This window comes from Segatella copri, from assembly GCF_019249795.2.
In the GTDB taxonomy this organism is placed as follows: domain Bacteria; phylum Bacteroidota; class Bacteroidia; order Bacteroidales; family Bacteroidaceae; genus Prevotella; species Prevotella copri_B.
In genome coordinates this window covers 1,880,551-1,901,234 of record NZ_CP156891.1, presented here as the reverse complement: position 1 = coordinate 1,901,234, position 20,684 = coordinate 1,880,551, and the positions used below count along the sequence as shown (strand labels likewise).

The window sequence follows — 20,684 nt, the reverse complement described above, 5'->3', positions numbered from 1 at the left end:
AAAGGTAAAAAAGTAAAAAGGTAAAAAAGCCTAGCGGGGTATAATCTCCCTAGTTTCTTTTTACCTTTTTACTTTTAAAAATCCTTTTTACAGAAATGTTCCAAAGCAGCAGCTATGCCATCTTCTTCATTGGAAAGCGTGATGTAGTCGGCTTCGGCCCTGACCTCTGGTGCTGCATTCTGCATGGCTACACCCATGCCTGCCAGTTTCAGCATGCTCAGGTCGTTGTAGCCATCTCCGAAAGCAATCATATCGGCTGGGGTGAGATTGATTTTCGACAGAAGGCGGAGCAGGGACTTTGCCTTGTCGATGCCTTTAGGAACCAGTTCCAGGAAGAATGGGGCTGAACGGAAGATGTCCATCCTGTCGCCCAGAATCTCTGAAAGTTCGTTTTCTGCCTTGAGCATATCTGCCGGGTCGCCTGTCATGAGGAGTTTGGTAGGGTGAGGCTCCAGGGCTTCGAACAGGTTTTCTACCTTTCGGATGTTCATCTTGTTGATACGCGATTCTTCCTTCACATACTGGTCGTCGGGCATCTCGGTGATAATCTCATTGCCGGCATATCCCAGCAGGGCATGGTTCTTCTCCTTCGCGTACCTATATAATATAGGTATCACCTCATCAGGCAGGAACTGGGCGAAGAGTTTTTCGCCAGTCTTGGCATTCACGATGTTGCCGCCATTATAAGATAGGATGTATCCGCCTCGTTTATCCAGTTCCAGACATTCTGCCACCGGTTCGATGCCGTAGGTCGGTCTGCCTGAAGCAAGGATGATAACAACACCCTCGGCTTCTGCCTGGAGCAGCGCTTCGCGGGTTTTCGGGGTAACCACCTTGTCGTGGTTGGTCAGGGTGCCATCCAGATCAAGGGCGATGGCACGGTATGGAAGATGATTCATATTTGATATATTATTGTATTTCTAATTTGACTGCAAAGGTAAGATAAAAAAATGATTGTAACAAAAAAAAGCGTTAAATATGATATAAATATAGGTGTTTGACTGATAATTACCTGCTTTTTATTGTTTATTATACACTATAGTCGGAAAGTTTTCTTATCTTTGCAACCGAAATAACAAACAATAATATAAAATTAATAAAACCTATTTGAAAATGAAGAGATTAATTTCAGCAGTATTGCTTTCGGCAGCCGTAGTTGTGCCAACCATGGCGAAGAATGCAAAGACATTGGGCAATGGTTATCCATTTACTCAAGTACCATTCACCAGTGTGAAAATTTCACAGAATACTTTCTGGGGTGCCCGACTGAAGGCTGCCCGAGAAGTAACCGTGCCATTGGCTTTCAGCAAATGTGAGAGCGAGCACCGTTACAAGAATTTCGATATGGCTGCCTATACCCTGCAGCATCCTAACCACCCTGGCTTGAACACCAAGGAGTGGGATGTAAGCAAGTTCATGGGATTCTCTTTCGATGATACCGATGTTTATAAGACCATCGAAGGTGCCAGCTACATCCTACAGACTTATCCGAACAAGAAGTTGAAGGCTTACATCGACAGCGTGCTCAATGTGGTAGCTGCGGCACAGGAGCCGGATGGCTATCTCTATACCGCCCGTACCATCAATCCAAAGCATCCACATCAGTGGTCGGGAAATAAGCGTTGGATCAAGGACGAGGAGGCGAGCCACGAGCTTTACAACCTCGGTCACATGGTAGATGCAGCCTGCGCTCACTATCAGGCTACCGGAAGCACTAAGTTCCTGAATATCGCCAAGCGTTATGCTGATTGCGTGGTAAAGGAGGTGGGACCTAAACCAGGACAGGCTACCATCGTTCCGGGACATCAGATTGCAGAGATGGCTTTGGCTCGTCTCTATACCCTGACCGGTGAGAAGAAGTATCTGGATGAGGCTAAGTATCTGCTCGACTATCGTGGCAAGACTCATATCCGCAACCCATATTCTCAGAGCCAGGCTCCTATCCTGGAGCAGAAAGAGGCGGTAGGTCATGCTGTTCGTGCCGGCTATATGTATGCTGGTATTGCCGATGTGGCTGCCCTGACCAAGGATTCTGCCTATATGAAGGTCATCGACCGTATTTTCGAAAACATCGTTGGCAAGAAGTACTATCTTACGGGTGGTGTAGGTGCCCGTCATGCAGGTGAAGCTTTCGGCGAGAACTATGAGTTGCCAAACATGACTGCCTATAATGAAACCTGTGCAGCCATCTCTATGGTTTACCTCTTCGAGCGCATGTTCCTCCTTCACGGCGAGAGTAAGTATATCGACTGCATGGAGCGTACCTTATATAATGGTGTCATCTCGGGTATGAGCATGGATGGTGGCAGATTCTTCTATCCAAACCCATTGTCTAGCGATGGCAAGTATGCCTTCAATGCCGATGGCAACACCACCCGCCAGCCTTGGTTCGGATGTGCCTGCTGCCCAAGTAACCTGAGCCGCTTCATCCCTTCTGTGCCGGGTTATCTCTATGGTGTGAAGGATAACAACATCTATGTAAACCTCTTTGCCGGTAATACATCTACCATCAAGGTGAATGGCAAGGATGTGGTTCTGGAGGAGACTACCGAGTATCCTTGGAACGGCGACATCAAGATTGCTGTGAAGAAGAGCGGTGTGAAGAATGCCAATCTCCTGGTCCGTATTCCTGGATGGGTTCGCAACCAGGTAGTACCTAGCGACCTTTACAAGTATAGCGATGCAGAGAAGCCTGCTTACACAGTAACCGTAAACGGCAAGGCTGTAGAGGCTGATCTCGATGCTAACAAGGGTTATCTCCCTGTCAAGAACATCAAGAAGGGCGATGTAATCCGCATCCATTTCGATATGCCGGTTCGTACAGTAGTTGCTAATGGCAAGGTGGCAGATGATAAGGGTAAGGTTGCCGTAGAGCGTGGACCATTGGTTTATTGCGCTGAGGCTGTGGATAATCAGAACGAGCCAGTGCTCCGTGCCGTTATGGCCAAGAAGCCTGCTTTCTCGCTGGTAGATAACTACAGCATCGAGAATATAGAGACTAAGGGCGCTCCTGCCTTCTCTGTCAAGGCTATCCAGACCTCTTCTCAGGTGCTCGACCAGGCTGCTGATGGCACCGTTTCTGTCAAGAACCAGAAGCTCACTCTGATTCCTTACTATGCCTGGAATCATCGTGGAGCCAATCAGATGAACGTCTGGTTCTATCAGAATTTAAGTGTGTTGGATAAATAAGTATCGGTTCGTAAATGCTAAGTAAATTCTGCTCGAAATGGTATTTTTACCCCATTTCGAGCAAAATAGCGTGTATTAATGCAAGTATTTACGATGATTGATGCAGGTACTTACGATGATAGATGCAAGTACTTACGATGATAGATGCAAGTACTTACGATGATAGATGCAAGTACTTACGATGATAGATGCAAGTACTTGCGATGATTGATGCAAGAACCGGAAATAGCCAACTGGCAAAATATAAACAGCCAACTGGCAAACTGCAAACAGCCGACTAGCGCATTTGTCGCTAGTCGGCTGTTTTACTGGAACAGTTATCGAAACCTCCTTTATTTTGTTTTCGTATAGGCTTCCTGCCAAATACTCTTCACTCTTCACCAAAAGCCCCGAATCCCCTGTGTTTATCGGCATTCCGAGGGGTGAAGAGTATTCGGGCACTCTTCACCACTCTTCACCCTTTAGTTCTGGCTGATTTGCAATCTATCTATCAGTCTTTCGCCTCTGTTCCCGTTTCTGAAGGTGAAGAGTGGGTGAAGAGATAAAAACAACTCTTCACCCCTCGGAATGCCGATAAACACAGGGGTTTCCGGCCGAAAGGTGAAGAGTGAAGAGTATTTTGATGATAGCTTCGTTTATTTCTTAAACAGTCTTTGGTTTCGCCTTCCAGACGATGCAAGTCATTAAGACAGACATCAGGGCTGCACCAATCCAGAAATAATTGATGTAGGTAAAGTCGTAAGTCTCTACGCCATTTACCAGATGCTTGTTGCCCTCGATGAGCAGACCGCTCATGATGTCCTGGATGCCGGCACCTACATAACTCGCTACGCCGACAACGCCAAGAGCAGCACCCGATGCATTCTTAGGCGCAATATCTACCGCCATCAAACCACCGAGGAAGCAAAGCAACACGCCGATGCTCAAACCGAACAGTACCATCGCCGTAGCATCAACCCAGAGATGATGGCCCGGAATCAGCAGGAACAGACAGAGCGCCAACGCATTCAGCAAGCCGAAGATAACGGCTGGCAAATAACGGTTGCCCTTGAAAATCTTATCCGATACCAGTCCGGATGATACGGTTCCCACAATACCCAGGATAGAGTTGATAGAGATGATGAAGCTGGCATCAATCGTAGTATATCCCTTCTCGTTCTCAAGATAGAAGATACCCCAGCTGTTAACAGCATAGCGGCTGATATACATGAAAGCACTACTCAAGGCCAGAATCCAGATGAGCGGATTCTTCAAAACCGCACTCTGTGCCTTGTTGTAAGATTCCGTATCCTGCTTCTTTTCCTCTACCTTGATACCCGGCAGGGTAACACCCTTGCTGGCAGGCGTATCGTGGAAGAAAGTAAGGAGCAGGACAACGCCCGCCAAACCTACTATCGCAGCTCCGATAAAACCATATTGCCATCCGAAGGCGCTCACGATGGATGCCACAAAGATGAAGGTCATCGCCTCACCAATATTATGGCTCGCACTCCAGAATCCGTAGAACGTTCCTCGGTTCTTATCGTTAAACCAGCGGGAGAGACCTACCACGCAGGAGGCAGCTCCCATCGACTGGAACCATCCGCTCAATCCCCACAAAACTGCGAAGAGGATGAAGGAATTGGTAAAGCCCAAAGCCAGATTCACCAAGGCTGTAACGAGCAGACCGGTAGACATCAGTCGCTTGATGTTGCTTCGGTCAGCAAGGAAACCGTTGGTAAACTTACCGATAGCGTAAGTGAAGAACAAGACAGAGCCGATGATACCGAGCTCTGTTTCTGAGAATACGCCATTATCTACAATCGGTTTTTTGATTACGTTCAGGCTGAGTCGGCACACATAATATGTACCATATCCTATGGTAGCAGAAAGGAAAGTAGCCCATTGCAGACGTTTCAGTTTTCTTTCGTTTTCCTCAGGTGTAGAGGCTTTAGCCGGAATCGGTTCCGAAACCTTATAGAAGTCTATTATTTTCTTAAACATATAATCCTTAGTTGTTATTTATGAAGTTTGTGTTCTCGTACATAATTTAAGGAGATGTTTATTGAGTGTTGTGCATGACTTACCACCGTAAGCATGCACAACGATTCTTAAAACCAACAACCTTCTTAAATATTAATATATAGCGAAACCTATTGAATTTTATTTATGAAGTTTCTTGGCTCTCAAGTAATCAAGAAGCAAAGCAGGACGGTCTGTCTGGATAATCTTGGTACCCTGACCAACAATCCATCCCCAGCTCTCTTCTGGCTGTTTGAGTTCTACGGCGCGATCATCATCATGTCCACCGCAAAGCTCAGGCCAAAGTGTATTGATGAAAACTCTTGCTCCACTATCACGTACTTTCTTAATCAGGCGGCGAGTGTTGGCATCATCAGTCTTGAATACCAATTCGTAAGCCTTTGGCTTCATGTTCTTGATGTAACCGTCGATTACCTCTTCTGCACCAGGCTTACCGAGGTTAACTACAGGCATGAAAATCATCTTGTCGAGAACATCACCATGCTCAGCCTTTACCACCTCGTAAGGAAGTTCAGCCTTGATGATGCATTGGTCAACTGTACCAGTCTCCTTCAAAACCTTCATGGCATCGTCGAAGTAGTCGTAGCCCTTGTCAACATTCACCATGATTTTGCCTTTGCAGAGTTCCATTACCTCACGGAATGTTGGAATCTGATGGCGGGTCTTGCAGCCTACACCATTCTTCAGACGGAGCATCTTCAAAGAATCAAGAGTATAATTCTCTGGGAATCCCTTACCATTCATGGTTCGGTCAATCTTCTTGTCGTGCATCAGAACCAGAACGCCATCCTTTGTCTTCTTCAAGTCCAACTCAACCATATCAACACCCATGTCGATACAGTTCTGGAATGCCTGAATAGAGTTTTCAGGAGCATTACGCCAGTCTCCACGATGAGAAACGACCATAACATTTTCTTTTGCAGGCTTGTTGAAATTCTTAAGAATCTCTTTCAGGTTGCTTTGTGCAAAGCTTATAGAAGAAAGCATGCACAATACGGAAAGGATATATATCTTTTTCATTGTTTATTTTAGTTTATAAGATGAGGAAAAATGATACCTTATTTATATATAGATTTCAAGAGGACCGGAGCCCTCTTGAAATGAAATGTTTTATTTATCGTAGCCTGGATTCTGCCACAAGATTTTAGAATCTCCAACCTTTTCGATTTCTGTTTGAGGAATAGGGAAAAGGAGTTGATAATCTTGAATGTTCAAGCCTTGTGTTGCCAATACGCTCTTAGCATATCCCATTCTAACCAAGTCGAACCAGCGATGACCCTCGTATGGGAACTCCTTCTGGCGCTCATCGAGAATAGCCTTGCGGAAGCTTTCCTGTGTAGGAACATCTGCAGCTGTCAGTTTAGTAAGACCTGCTCTTGTTCTGGTTGCATTCAATTGCTTCAATGCGATAGAACCTTCTGAAGCATCATATCCAAGTTCGTTTAATGCCTCTGCATACATCAAAAGTACGTCAGCATAACGGAGAAGGATTTGGTCATTACCTACCTGATTGAATGATACATTCTTGGTATCCAGGAACTTAGTCATCAGATAGGCTTTGTTCTCTGCCTTCACATAAGTAATCATCTCCTTACGGGTGTCACCTGGTGTAAAGCAGTTTACAAGTGCTTCTGCCTGACCGCTTTCATCGGTCAAGTTGGTAATATCGTACCAATAAGAATGACCTTCGTTTACGATCTCCTTATTAAAGTGAACTGCAAAGATAATCTCTGCGTTGTTCTTGTTGTTCACATCAAATACCTGACCGATTGATGGCAACAGAGAATACTTGCCGATGAGTTGAGAAAGAACATCCTTTGCCTCGTTCCACTTATGGAATGTAAGATAAACCTTACCCAACAGAGCCTTGGCAGCATTAGCTGTTACACGTCCTGTTTCTGATGCAGAATACTTCTCTGGAAGATAATTGTTATCTACAATCTCCTTTAAATCACCAGCAATCAGATCGAACATCTGTGCGTCAGAGTATCTTGCAATCTTCAAAGCTTCTGCAGCACTTACTACATGCTTTGTTGCAGGAACGCCACCCCATACACGATACATGTTGAAGTAGTTCAAGGCTCTGATAAACATAGCCTCACCCTTATATTGCTTTTTCAAAGTCTCATTAAACTGCGCTCCGTCAATCTGGTCGAGAATCAGGTTGCAACGGTAAATGTTGTTGTTGAAGTTTGCCCAGTAGTTAGACAGAATACCATTTGAAGGCTTATCTTCAAAATGGTTGATGTCATAACGGTCCTGAGTACCAGCTGTAGGGGCTTTCACCTCCATGTTGTCGCTACGATACTCACAGCATTCTTTGTAGAAATTTACCTGAGACTGCAACTTAGCGTAGCAGCCGACTACAGCAACATTATAATCACTTGCAGTCTTATACACCTTATCAATCGTTACTTTACTTGCTGGCTCCAAATCAAAGAAGCTGTCTCCACATGAAGTCATCAGCAAAGTTACTAAAGATGCTAAAAATAATATCTTTTTCATATTGTGTAATTCTTTATAATGTGATGTTCAAACCAAACATATAAGTTCTTGCCAAAGGATAAGTACCATAGTCCTCACCTGGAGTCAGGTTCTGAGATGGACGGGCATTTACCTCTGGGTTGTAGCCGCTGTAGTCTGTGATGGTAAAGAGGTTCTGTCCTGAAACATAAACTCTCATCTTCTCAACCTTGAACTTCTGTGTGAAGGTGCGTGGCAATGTGTAACCCAATGCTAAGTTCTGAAGACGGAGGTATGAACCGCCCTCCAGATGCCAGGTTGAAGTACGTCCGTTACTACCTGTTTGCTTACGGTTAGCACGGTTTACCCAACCGCTACCTGGATTCTCTGGACTCTTCCAACGGTCAAGAGCTACCTTAGTACCATTTACGTTACCTTCCATGTTGTCGATGTAACGGCGGTTCAAGTTCAGAATCTTGTTGCCATAAACACCCTGGAAGTTAAAGTCCATATCGAAACCACCATACCAAAGCTTGCCACCGAAACCATAAGTGAACTTAGGCATGTAGTTGCCGCATACAGTACGGTCCTTGTCCAAGTCAATATCACCACTTCCATCAACGTCAACGAAACGGAAGTCACCTACCTTTGCATTGGCAAGGTGTGGATAACTGTCAAGTTCCTGCTGGTTCTTGAACACACCATCATACTTCAAGAGATAGTAGCTACCGATTGGTTTGCCTACCTCTGTAATATAATAAGCATGACCTACGCTACCCGAAGAAATGATAGGTGCATTACCTGGACCTAACTCTTTCACCTCGTTGGTATTCTTGGCATAGTTAACATTGAATGAGTAACCTAAACCATTAGCAAATGTATGCTGTGAAGTCAAGCCGATTTCCCAACCGCGGTTGTTTACTTTACCCAGATTCTGGAGCGAGGTGCTGTAACCTGTCAACAGAGGTACTGGTACATAAAGCAACATGTTTGAGGTGTTGGTATTATAGTAGTCTACAGATAAACCGAGGTATCCGTCAAACATCTGAAGGTCGATACCGGCGTTGATCATCTGGTTCTTCTCCCAGCTCAGGTCATCGCGCTTGATGTTATCAGGCTTGTAGCCATAAGCCAGACCATTACCAAGAATATAGTTGTCAATAGACATGGTAGCCAAATGGTCGTAGTCGCCAATTTGGAAGTTACCTGTCACACCATAGCTGGCACGAATCTTCATGTCGTTGATGAAAGACAATTTCTTCACATTCTTGAAGAACTGCTCATCGCTGATACGCCAAGCTGCAGATGCTGATGGGAAGTAACCCCAACGGTTGTTCTTACCGAAACGTGAAGAACCATCGGCACGAATGGCTGCAGAAAGCATGTAGCGTCCCTCGTAGTTGTACTGAACACGAGCCAAATAAGAAGCGATAGACCATTGTGTCTTGTCTGATTTACCTTCTGTTACAGTACCACCATTAATAGTATGGATGTAATCGTTAGGATAATCCGTTGCTGTAACATTATCAGTCTTCATAGTCTCTTTCTGTGCAGACTGTACCAAGACTGCAGAAATGTTGTGCTTCTTATCAATTGTCGTAGTGTAAGTAAGCTGATTCTCTACCAACCAGTTGAAGAAGAAAGAAGAAGAACTGTAACCCTTTGGATTAGAAGGAGTATCATAGTAATTCTTTCCCTTCAAAGGCAAAGCAGACTGGCGATACTGGTCATTATGAGCGCCATAATAATCTCCACCCAAAGACAACTTATATGAAAGTCCCTTCATCAATTCCAATTCTGCAAAAGCCTTACCTGTAATAGACATACGATCAGTAACATTTGACTGCAAACGAGCCATTGCAACAGGGTTTAATACCTCATTAATCTGGTAGTCGGTACCGATACGCAAGTAACCATTACCCTGATAATTATAAGAGCCATCTGGGTTATAAACAGGGAAAATAGGAGGCATCATCAACGCAGACTGAACGATTCCGTCTGCACCAGAAGCATTTACTGAGTTAGATACAGAGTAAGAAGGAGCGAAGTTTACGCCGAACTTCAGACGCTTGTGCTGACCAGAGAGGTTCAAACGGCCACCATACTTTTCGAAGTCGGAACCGATAATGATACCTTCTTTCTTCATATAGTTACCTGATACGAAGTAATTGATGCTGTTAGACTTACCTGAAAGCGAAATGTTGTGTCCGGTAGTCATCGCGCTACGGAAGATTGCATCCTGCCAGTCTGTATCTGTAAGACCAGTCTTTCCTTCCAAATATGGAACCAACATATCAGGAATCTTCATGTAACCTTCTTTACGTGAACTGTTAGGATCGTTAGCACTTCCGTTAGGATTTTTATCCAAATATGCGTTGTCGTGTGCATCCTTTACGAATTCTGCATATTCGTAAGCGTTCATCATATCGAGTTTCTTTGATACGTTCTGTACACCTACGTAACCATCGTAAGAAACAGAGAGCTTGTCAGAGGTTCCCTTCTTGGTTGTAACGAGAACTACACCATTAGAACCACGGCTACCATAGATAGCTGCTGCAGAAGCATCCTTCAAAACTTCAACAGACTCAATATCGTTGGTGTTCAGGTTGGCAAAACCACGCTCCATAGGAACACCATCTACTACATAGAGAGGGTCGCTACCGGCGTTGACGGTACTTACACCACGAACGCGAATGCTTACGCTACCCTCTGGGTCTCCGCTAGGTACTGTTACCTGTACACCAGGCATCTTACCAGCCAAAGCCTGACGGAAGTCGGTAGAAGGATTGTTGGCAAGAGCCTCTGCCTTGACAGAAGACACAGCAGTAGATACGTCGCGCTTCTTCTGCACGCCATAACCTACAACTACAACTTCTTCCAAGACCTTATTATCATCTGCCAGGTTAACATTGATTACTTCGCGACCATTTACCTTGATGTCCTGGTCCTTGCAGCCAATGTATGATACTGCCAACATTCCGTCTGCAGGAATCTCGATGGTATAGTTGCCGTCAATATCGGTTACAACACCATTGGTGGTGGTACCCTTCTCCATGACGGTAGCGCCGATAACTGGCTCGCCAGTTTCGTCTTTTACTACACCACGTACCTTGATTTTCTTGCCATGAGCCTGAGATTTAGCTTTTTGCTGAGGCTTGATGACGATGTAGTTGCCTTCCATCTCATAGGTAAAATTGGTACCTTTGAGCAATTGGTTCAACATACCAAAGACATCATCACTTTTCTTGGTTAATGTAACCGAACGGTTAGCATCCAGCTGTGAGGAGTTGTAGGCAATCTTGTACTTAGATTCCTTTTCAATCTTCTCAAAAGCAGACTTAAGCGTTACCTTGTTTGAGCTGAAGCTGACGTTCTGAGCCGAAAGGGTCATCTGGCCTGCTAGGAGCAAACAGAAGCATGACGCAGAGATTCTTTTAAGATTCATACTTTATCTTTTTAAGTTAATAATAATTTGCTTGTTACGTCTTGAAGACAACGGGAAAGAGAGTTACACCCAATTACAAAACTGTTAAAATGAAGTTTTTCTGAAAAAAATATCTTGTGTTCGCAAACACCCTATAAAATTCTTCTTTTGGAAATTATAAATACATAATATGAAGGCTCTAAAATTAGCATTTCTTGCTGCTAATTTAGAGCCTTGATTTTTTTTAAAAAGTAATGCTTTGGGTATGGAAATAGCAGTAATGCTTTTGATAATCAGAACTTACATCGTTCTTTCCTCAGACAGAATTTTTCTCAATTCCCGCTCGTACTGCGCAGCATCCTCAAAGCAGATGGCCTGCATTCCGAAACGCTGGGCGGCTTCTACATTCTCTATTCTGTCGTCAGCAAAAAGGCATTCTTCCGGTTTCAGATTGTATTTCTGGCAGATTCTTTCATAAATAGCTCTGTCGGGTTTGATGATTTTCTCTTCTGAAGAAATCACCTGTCCTTCCAGAAGTTGGAAAATGGGATATTGTGCCATCGTTTCGTGAACCTTGGTGCACCAGTTGGAAAGTCCGTAAAGGTGGTAGCCTTCTGCCTTCAACTGGGTCAGCAAGGTGCGCATACCTTCTTTTTCGCCCCTTACAAAATCGTTAAAGCGCTGGGCTACGGTTGCTATTTCTTCCTTATATTGCGGCATGATCTGCTGCATCTTGCAGAAGGTTTCTTCGAAAGAATCTCCGCGATCCATATTCTCATTCCATTTGCCGTCTATCAGGAGATGATAGAATTCTTCAGCCTGTTCGTGGGTCTTGAATATCTGGTCAAGCGTTTCAAAGTATTCGTAATCTACGAGTACTTTTCCAAAATCAAAAATCAAATTCTTTATCATGATATTTCCAGTTTATGTTATTATTTCTGTTTTCATATCCCGTGCAGAGATACACTTTTATGAAAAAAGGCGCATCATTTTTACATAATGCGCCTTTTGTTTACCTATTATAATATATGCCTACCTGATGATTACTTCATCTTTCTTCACTTCATATTCCAGACCAGGAACCAGGTTTTTCAGGACAAACATGGCTCCCGAGAGGGTTTCGCCACGGTTGAAATGAACTGTAACCTTCGTCTTCTGGTGAATCTTTGAACGGAAGGTGAATTTCACTCCGTATGCATTACCCAGAATCTTACCAGCTTCTGCCAGCGTTACATCGTTCAGGTCAATCTCCTTGTTGCGCCAGCTTGTACCATCTTCTTCGGCCGAAACCTTGCGGAGGTTTACTGCCTTGGTCTTTACATTATATACTAACTGGTCGTTAGGCTTCATGCTGTAAACCTTGTCTTCCTGACCTATGATGCGGAGTTCTATCTTGCCGGTTTTGAGTGTGGCAGATACTTCATCTGTATTTGAATAAGATGAAACCGTAAAAGAGGTGCCCAAGTCGGTAATCTCGAAATGAGGAGTGCTGACGTGGAACGGCTGGGCATCATCATGTCTGATGTCGAAGAATGCCTCTCCCGACAGGAAAACCTTGCGTTCTTCTGCTCCTTTGAAAGAGGAAGGATAGAGGAGTACGGAACTCTGGCTGAGTCTTACTTTCGTTCCGTCTGCCAAGGCGATGACTTTGCTCTCTTCGTTGATGGTATGCTCCTGGAGCATGGTTGCCAGTTTTATATCCTTGAGTTGGTTGTTCATCTGGACGTAGAGCTTGCCGAATACAATCAGCATCAGCAGCGGTACGAAGACGGCAGCCAGTTTGGCAAAGTTGAAGATTCGAAGCGATTTTTTCTTTTCTATTTCTCTTGTTTCTTCTGTTTCGAAGAGGCGGTTGTATGCAGCAGAAATTTCTTCTTCTTCCATATAGGCAGAATCAGCCTTGTCCCATAATTCTCTAAATGCCTCGTTCGCCTCTTTATCGTCTTGTGTATTGGAAATCCTATCTAATACCCTTTCTTTTATTTCATCCGGCACATTGTGCCCGCTATAATAATCTATGATATCCCTTATCTTTGTTGCCATAATAAAAACTTCATTTATTTTTAAGACATGTTTCAATGGTGTTACACCCAATGCCAAGGTAACAAAATCATCAAATATAAGGCTTTTTTAATTTCTTTAAGAGCTAGGTTAAGATGATTTTCTACCGTTTTCTTCTGAATACCCAGGCGCTGGGCTATCTCTTCGTTCTTGAGATGCTGCTCGCGGCTCATGCGATAAATCATCTGGCGTTGTTGCGGCATGCTTTCTACCACCATGTCGATGAGCAGCTGGGTATCCTTTGCCACCACATCGTCATGTGGCGAAGATTCGTTGGCGTATCTGTCTGGCAGACTGTCAATATCTATTGGGATGATGTGCTTGGAGGAAATGTAGTTGATGACAGTATATTTTGCCAAAATAAAGAGGTAGGAATCGAAGTTCTGGATATCGGCAAACTTCTCGCGTTTGTTCCATACCTTTAAGAAGATGAGCTGGCTGACGTCATCAGCATCATCTTCGTTTTTCAAGAGCATGGCTACAAAACGGTGTACCTTAGGATAGAACCTGCGGAACATCGTTTCGTATGCTTTCTTGTCTCCTTTCGACATTAATAATATTGTTTCTTTTTCTATTTCCATTCTTACGATTATGTATGTTTAATACGGTAATAGCTGCAAAATTAAACAAAATATCTGAAATTGCAAGCTTTTGCGGGCATTATTTCGGGAAAGGCACATAAAAATATCCTTTTTATCCCTTTCTTCCGAAATCGGCTGGAATCTCGCCCCATTTCTTCGTTTCCCATTTTATAATAGGTATGTTGATGGGGTGGGTGCGGAGCCAGTTCTCGGCTCGGGCGATGACCTGGTAGAGCTGTTCGGTCTGGGGAGTGCGCTCCAGTTTGGTCTTGCATTGTTTCTTGCTTACCCAGAGCTGGGCATTCACGCTGTCGCTATAAATTATCTTGTCGGTAATGCCCTTCTGCTGCATCAGGGCGAGGGCGTGGACGATGGCGAGAAACTCGCCGATGTTGTTGGTGCCGTGGATAGGACCATAGTGGAAAACCTGGGCACCGGTCTGAAGGTCGATGCATTGGTATTCCATCGGACCGGGATTGCCGGAACAGGCGGCATCCACAGCCCAGGCGTTGGCTATAACTTCGTTGGGTAGAGGCAAAACGGTATCGTTTCTCCATGAAGGAGGATTTACGGGCATTTTATTCATCTTTTTTCTTTTTGGGGTTGGAAAAACAAAAAGGATTGGCTAAAACTGAAATGAGCATGCGCCTTGGAGTCGAGCTCCAGGGCCATGCTCATTATGTCAAATAGTCAATATTCTTTTATTTTTTAAATTGTAGGTTATTATATCTTATGTATATATTACATTCTTTCCGGAACCTCGATGCCGAGCAGAGACATACCGTTCTTCAAGATCTTAGCCACGTTGGCAGCAAGAACCAGACGGGTAATCTTCTCAGCCTCGCTCTCGGCATTCAGGATGCTGTAGTCGTGATAGAACTGGTTGAACTCCTTGGTCAACTCGTAGCAGTAGTTAGCGATACCACCAGGGTTGTAGTTGTTGCCTGCATCGGCTACAGCTGCAGCAAAGTCGTTCATCTTCTGGATGAGGTCAATCTCCTTCTCGTTGATAGGAGCGTCTGCGCCCAACTCTGCAGGAATCTCGATGCCCTCGGCTGCTGCCTTGCGCATGATGCTGCGGATACGGGCATAGGTATACTGGATGAAAGGACCTGTGTTACCGTTGAAGTCGATACTCTCTTCTGGGTTGAAGAGCATGTTCTTGCGGGCATCTACCTTGAGGATGAAGTACTTCAACGCTCCGAGACCCACGATGCGTGAAATCTCCTGGCGCTCTTCCTCGCTCATGTCCTTGAACTTGCCGAGCTCATCGCTTGTCTGGCGAGCGTCCTTAATCATTTCTGCCATCAGGTCATCAGCATCTACTACGGTTCCTTCGCGGCTCTTCATCTTTCCGTTAGGCAACTCTACCATACCGTAAGAGAAGTGAACCAAGTCCTTACCCCACTTGAAACCGAGACGGTCGAGCAGGATAGAGAGTACCTGGAAGTGGTAGTTCTGCTCGTTACCTACTACGTAGATCATCTTGTCGATAGGGAAATCCTTGAAACGGAGGTCGGCAGTACCGATGTCCTGAGTCATATAAACAGAAGTGCCGTCAGAACGGAGCAGGAGCTTCTGGTCGAGACCCTCGTTGGTGAGGTCAGCCCAAACAGAGTTATCATCCTTGCGGAAGAAGAGACCCTTCTCCAATCCTTCTTCTACCTTCTTCTTACCCTCAAGGTAAGTGTTTGACTCATAATATATCTTGTCGAAACTTACACCCATCATCTTGTAAGTCTCATCAAAGCCAGCGTAAACCCAGTTGTTCATCTTCTGCCAGAGTGCACGAACCTCAGGGTCGTTGTTCTCCCACTTTACGAGCATTTCGTGAGCCTCCTTAATCAGCGGAGCCTCTACCTTAGCTTTCTCTGTGGCAGCTTCTTCGTCCATGCCATCCTTCATGTACTGAGCCTTGAGCTCTGCGATTTCCTCACGATAGTGCTTGTCGAAGGCTACATAGTAGTCGCCGATGAGGTGGTCGCCCTTCTTGCCGGAAGTTTCAGGAGTTTCGCCATTGCCCCACTTGAGCCAGGCGAGCATAGACTTACAGATGTGGATACCACGGTCGTTAACGATGTTTGTCTTGATTACCTTGTTGCCGTTAGCCTCCATAATCTGGGCCAATGACCAGCCGAGGAGGTTGTTGCGCACGTGACCGAGGTGGAGAGGCTTGTTGGTGTTAGGAGAAGAGTACTCGATCATGACGAGCGGACTGTTCTCAGTAACTGGCTTCTCACCAAACTTAGGGTCAGCGTTGATGGTATTCAAGAGTCCTACCCAAGCGGCAGGAGCGATAGAAAGGTTGAGGAAACCCTTAACCACGTTGAAGTCTGCGATAACGTTAGCGCAGTTTTTCTTCAGGTATTCGCCGATTTCCTGTGCTGTATCCTCAGGCTTTTTCTTCGACATTTTGAGGAATGGGAATACGACGAGGGTAAGGTTACCTTCGAAATTACTCTTGGTCTTCTGCAGGGCTACCATCTTCTCAGGTACGTCCTGACCATAAAGCTCCTTCACCGCAGCGATGACCGAGCTGATGATTTCGTTTTCTATCTTCATTATTTAATATATATTTTTACCGGTAAAATTATCTTTTTAAACTGATTGAAGAGGGATTTGCAAGTTCCCTTTCCGTTTATGCGGCTGCAAATTTACAAATAATAATTGAATTGTGAAAGAAAAATTGCACATTCTTTTGTTTTTTGTCGCATTCTTTAGTTTTTTATTGCTTTTGCAACAGAAATGAAGTATTGCGGGGCTGTTGAAGACTGTCTTTAAAGGAAGAAAGAACAGGAAGTATAAATGGGAATAGGAGCAAAAACCCCGCAAAAAGGGTCTTTGCTCCTATTCTTATCTGTTGGTAGCTGAATATAACTTCCGTGATTTATCCCTCGAGGATAATTGATGCCACGTCTTCGGGCGAATTCCATAGGATTCCGTCTTGCAACTCGTCGTCGGTAAATCCGTTGAGTGCTTCCTGTGCTTCCCTTGGAGTAATGGCTGGAGTGCCGTCCTCGTTCTTAGCATCGAGTAAAGCCTGCAAGATGGCTGCTCTGTATTCTTCGATTGTCATCATAATTTTTATGTCGTTTCGTTGTTTATTTTATGATGGCAAAGGTAATGTATTTTTTCGGAAATACCAAACTTTTTTGTCATTTTCTTTTAGCGGATATTGAAAAAGTTTTATATATTTATATGCCTTTCTATGATGGTATGGGTATATATATAATAAGGTGAAAACTGCAGCACAAAAGAAGATGTTCCATGGTGCTGACTATGTGTTCATGGCAGACATGTGGAACCCCAAACACTTGAGCGACAGCAGACACTTGTGGGTACCTATTTCTTGGGGAAATGGTGCACCAGTGTTGAAAAAACAATAAAAAATACGGGCGTTCTGCTTGTTTCTAACTTAATTTTCATATATTTGCAGTTGCTTAGCTGAGGCTACCGGCAACATGGAGGTATATAAGATGCTCCAGGATATGCCTATATATAATAAGGTATAGAATAGCCTATATATAATAAGGTGTAATTTCAATCTAATGTATAAATAACTAACAAACATGAAACAGAGACTGTTCGTAACATTGAGTTTGGCAGGATTAGCAATGGCAACCTTTGGTGCAACCAAACCGAAGACTGCCATTAAGTCGTTGAATAAGACGACCATCCAACAGCCAACTTACACAGAATGGCACGACCTTCAGGTGAATGCCATCAATCGTTTTCCGTTGCACACCAATTTCTTCACCTATCCGGCAGATGACTGGGTTTCTGAGAAAGACGGTAAGATCGTGAGCAAGGATATCCTGCACATGAACAAGACGGAGAGCAAGTATTTCCTTTCGCTCGACGGAACCTGGAAGTTCAACTGGGTGGCTAATGCCGACCAGCGTCCTACCGACTTCTACAAGGAAGATCTTGATGATTCCAAATGGAAGACCATGAATCTGCCAGGTATCTGGGAGATGAACGGATTCGGTGATCCGGAATATGTGAACGTAGGCTTCGGCTGGCGTGGACATTTTGACCAGCAGCCACCAGCAGTTCCTACCAAGGACAACCATGTAGGTTCTTACCGCCGTATCATCGACATCCCTGCCAACTGGGATGGCAAGCAGGTTGTCGCTCATTTCGGTAGCGTTACTTCCAACATCTATCTCTATGTAAACGGTAAGTTTGCCGGTTATGCAGAGGATAGCAAGGTAGCTGCCGAGTTTGACATCACTCCTTATCTGAAGAAGGGCAAGAATCTGATTGCCTTCCAGACCTTCCGCTGGTGCGATGGCTCCTGGGATGAGGATCAGGACTTCTGGCGCTTGAGTGGTGTGGCTCGTGAAAGCTATCTCTTTGCCCGCGATGCCCAGTTGCATTTGGAGGATATCCGTGTTACTCCTGACCTTGTAAACAACTACAAGGATGGTGTGCTCAACATCTCTACCAAGGTAAAGGGTAATGGCAAGCTGAACTTCATCCTCTTCGACAAAGAAGGCAAGCAGGTGGCTACAGCTACAGGATTGGCAAAGAATGGAACAGCCAACATTACGATGAACGTAGAGAATCCACACAAGTGGAATGCAGAGACACCTTATTTATATACCCTTCAGGTTTCCCTCTCAAGTGCGCTGAAGAATGGCAACATGAAATCAGCAAGCATGACTCCTGTCAAGGTAGGTTTCCGCAAGGTGGAAATCAAGAACAAGCAGTTCCTTGTCAACGGTCAGCCTGTGCTCATCAAGGGTGCCAACCGTCATGAGATTGACCCTGATGGAGGTTATGTATTGAGCATGGAGCGCATGATTCAGGATATCAAGATTATGAAGCGCCTGAATATCAACGCTGTCCGTACTTGCCACTATCCTGATGATCCACGCTGGTACGAGCTCTGCGATGAGTATGGTATCTATGTGGTAGCTGAGGCTAACCAGGAAAGTCACGGTTTCCAGTATGGCGATGATGCAGCTGCCAAGAAACCGATGTTTGCCAAGCAGATTATGGAGCGCAACCAGCACAATGTTTCCATGTACTTCAATCATCCTAGTGTCGTAACCTGGAGTATGGGTAATGAGACTGTGATGGGCGATAACTTCCTGCAGGCTTACAAGTGGATTAAGAGTCAGGACCAGAGCCGTCCGGTTCAGTATGAGCAGGCTCACAGAGGCGAGGGTACCGATATCTTCTGCCCTATGTACTATCCTGTAAGTGCTTGTGAAAAGTATGCTAAGGACCCTAACAGTCCGATGCCGCTCATCCAGTGCGAGTACAACCATACCATGGGTAACTCAGGCGGTAACCTGAAGGATTACTGGGCTCTGATTCGCAAGTATCCTATCCTCCAGGGTGGTTTCGACTGGGATTTCGTTGACCAGGGCTTGCACCGCAAGGTATTGAAGCCGATGACCATCAAGAATCCTGAGAAGATGAGCAATGAAGAGCTCCGCAAAATAGAATATTGCTACGGTGGCGATTATAACAATTACGACCCTAGCGACAACAACTTCAACTGCAATGGTATCATCGGTCCTGACCGTCAGCTCAATCCTCATGCCTACGAGGTAGCCTACCAGTATCAGAACATCTGGGCTAAGATGGTGAATGCAGAGAAGGGTGAAGTAAGTGTATACAATGAGAACTTCTTCCGCAATTTGAGCAACTATGCCTTGGCATGGAGCCTCATTGAGGATGGCGTGGAGACTCAGAACGGTACTATTGCTGATATCGATGTAGCTGCCCAGCAGACCAAGAACTTCACCATCCCTTATGACCTTTCTAAGGTAACGGGCAAGGAGGTGTTCCTCAACATCGATTTCCGTCTGAAGAAGGCTGAACCTCTGATGGAGGCTGGTCAGATTGTGGCTTATGCCCAGCTGGCGGTGAAGGAGAAGAAGTGCTGCGGTCATTGTGCAGAAAACATGGCTAAGGCTCAGGATGGCAAGAAGGTGAAGGCTAAGCTCATCGACAAGAAGGGCGAGCAGGATATCACCGTTACTACTCCTGATCTGACCGTGAAGGTGAACCGTACCACCGGTCTCATCTCTGAATATACCTATCGTGGCAAGTCGCTCCTCGGCGAGGGCGGTACCCTGAAGCCAAACTTCTGGCGTGCTCCTACCGATAATGATTTCGGTGCCGGCCTGCAGAAGAAGTTCCAGGTTTGGAAGAACCCTGTCATGAACCTGAAGGGTGTAGCTGTTGAAAAGGATAAGAAGGCAAACACCATCAGCATCTGTGCAACCTATGAGATGCCAGAGGTGAAGGGCGAGCTGGAAATAGAATATCTCATCATGCCTAACACCGGTGCGATGAAGGTAAGCCAGGAGTTTGATGCTTCTGATGATGCCAAGGTCAGCGATCTGTTCCGTTTCGGTATGCTGATGCAGTTGCCATACGATATGGACAAGAGCCAGTATTACGGCCGTGGTCCTATCGAGAACTATTCTGACCGTGAGGACTGCATGCGCATCGGAATCTACAGCGATGATGCCGACAACCAGTACTTCCCATACATCCGTCCACAGGAGAGTGGAACCAAGGGGGATATGCGCTGGTGGAACCAGACCGATGCTTCCGGCTTCGGATTCAAGGTGAAGAGCTGCAAGCCGTTCTATGCTTCCGCCATCCACTTCGATACAGAAGAACTGGATGATGGTGATGACAAGGATCAGCGCCACAGTTTCAACCTGAAGAAGTCAAGATTCACCAATCTCTTCCTCGATGCAGAGCATTCTGGTGTGGCTGGTGAGAACTCTTGGGGTGCATGGCCTTTGGAGAAGTATCGCCTCCATTATGGCGATAAGAACTTCACTTTCGTGCTCATTCCATTAGATAAATAGTAGAAAAGCAGGGATTTGTACGAAAATCCAATATATTTAAACAGAAAATCCACCTCATTTGGGGTGGATTTTTTTATCTTTGCAGAAGATTTACTGCACTTGGCA

At 45.1% G+C, this 20,684-nt stretch carries 13 protein-coding genes; 2 read left to right on the top strand and 11 right to left on the bottom strand.

Annotated elements, in window-relative coordinates; translation table 11 throughout:
• Positions 1 to 74 precede the first annotated feature (74 nt).
• Entirely contained in the window at positions 75 to 899 is an 825-nt protein-coding gene (locus KUA48_RS08075) for a Cof-type HAD-IIB family hydrolase (RefSeq protein ID WP_118200709.1), read from the bottom strand.
• Positions 900 to 1,113: 214 nt separating this feature from the next.
• Here KUA48_RS08075 and KUA48_RS08070 point away from each other — a divergent pair, with 214 nt between their 5' ends.
• Complete coding sequence (locus KUA48_RS08070; protein WP_218432706.1) at positions 1,114 to 3,189, top strand: glycoside hydrolase family 127 protein; 2,076 nt, start codon at positions 1,114 to 1,116, stop codon at positions 3,187 to 3,189.
• Between the two features lie 642 nt (positions 3,190 to 3,831).
• Here KUA48_RS08070 and KUA48_RS08065 read toward each other — a convergent pair.
• The 10 genes from KUA48_RS08065 to KUA48_RS08020 form a co-directional block, all read right to left on the bottom strand.
• A complete protein-coding gene (locus KUA48_RS08065; protein ID WP_117727346.1) occupies positions 3,832 to 5,172 on the bottom strand; it encodes an MFS transporter in 1,341 nt (446 codons plus the stop codon).
• 159 nt (positions 5,173 to 5,331) lie between these two features.
• On the bottom strand, positions 5,332 to 6,231 hold the full coding sequence (locus tag KUA48_RS08060; RefSeq protein ID WP_153088911.1) for a glycerophosphodiester phosphodiesterase family protein: 900 nt from the start codon (positions 6,229 to 6,231) through the stop codon (positions 5,332 to 5,334).
• A gap of 90 nt (positions 6,232 to 6,321) precedes the next feature.
• Positions 6,322 to 7,716, bottom strand: coding sequence for a RagB/SusD family nutrient uptake outer membrane protein (locus tag KUA48_RS08055; protein ID WP_256624443.1), 1,395 nt, complete (start codon positions 7,714 to 7,716; stop codon positions 6,322 to 6,324).
• A gap of 13 nt (positions 7,717 to 7,729) precedes the next feature.
• Positions 7,730 to 11,119, bottom strand: coding sequence for a TonB-dependent receptor (locus KUA48_RS08050; protein ID WP_371833692.1), 3,390 nt, complete (start codon positions 11,117 to 11,119; stop codon positions 7,730 to 7,732).
• A 279-nt stretch (positions 11,120 to 11,398) separates the two neighbouring features.
• Entirely contained in the window at positions 11,399 to 12,010 is a 612-nt protein-coding gene (locus KUA48_RS08045; protein ID WP_118253749.1) for an HAD family phosphatase, read from the bottom strand.
• A gap of 120 nt (positions 12,011 to 12,130) precedes the next feature.
• Entirely contained in the window at positions 12,131 to 13,141 is a 1,011-nt protein-coding gene (locus KUA48_RS08040; protein WP_118081394.1) for a FecR family protein, read from the bottom strand.
• Between the two features lie 41 nt (positions 13,142 to 13,182).
• Positions 13,183 to 13,740: an RNA polymerase sigma-70 factor gene (locus tag KUA48_RS08035; protein ID WP_118151426.1), complete on the bottom strand. Its 558-nt coding sequence runs from the start codon at positions 13,738 to 13,740 to the stop codon at positions 13,183 to 13,185.
• Positions 13,741 to 13,852: 112 nt separating this feature from the next.
• Positions 13,853 to 14,326 (bottom strand): RNase H family protein, encoded by a 474-nt coding sequence (locus KUA48_RS08030; RefSeq protein WP_218434849.1) that lies wholly within the window; start codon positions 14,324 to 14,326, stop codon positions 13,853 to 13,855.
• Between the two features lie 155 nt (positions 14,327 to 14,481).
• On the bottom strand, positions 14,482 to 16,302 hold the full coding sequence (argS, locus tag KUA48_RS08025) for an arginine--tRNA ligase (RefSeq protein WP_006848023.1): 1,821 nt from the start codon (positions 16,300 to 16,302) through the stop codon (positions 14,482 to 14,484).
• Positions 16,303 to 16,627: 325 nt separating this feature from the next.
• Positions 16,628 to 16,819 (bottom strand): hypothetical protein, encoded by a 192-nt coding sequence (locus KUA48_RS08020; protein ID WP_118081417.1) that lies wholly within the window; start codon positions 16,817 to 16,819, stop codon positions 16,628 to 16,630.
• Between the two features lie 490 nt (positions 16,820 to 17,309).
• On the opposite strand from KUA48_RS08020, the gene KUA48_RS08015 reads away from it, so the two are divergent.
• A complete protein-coding gene (locus KUA48_RS08015; protein ID WP_218432708.1) occupies positions 17,310 to 20,579 on the top strand; it encodes a glycoside hydrolase family 2 TIM barrel-domain containing protein in 3,270 nt (1,089 codons plus the stop codon).
• The last annotated feature ends 105 nt before the right edge of the window (positions 20,580 to 20,684 follow it).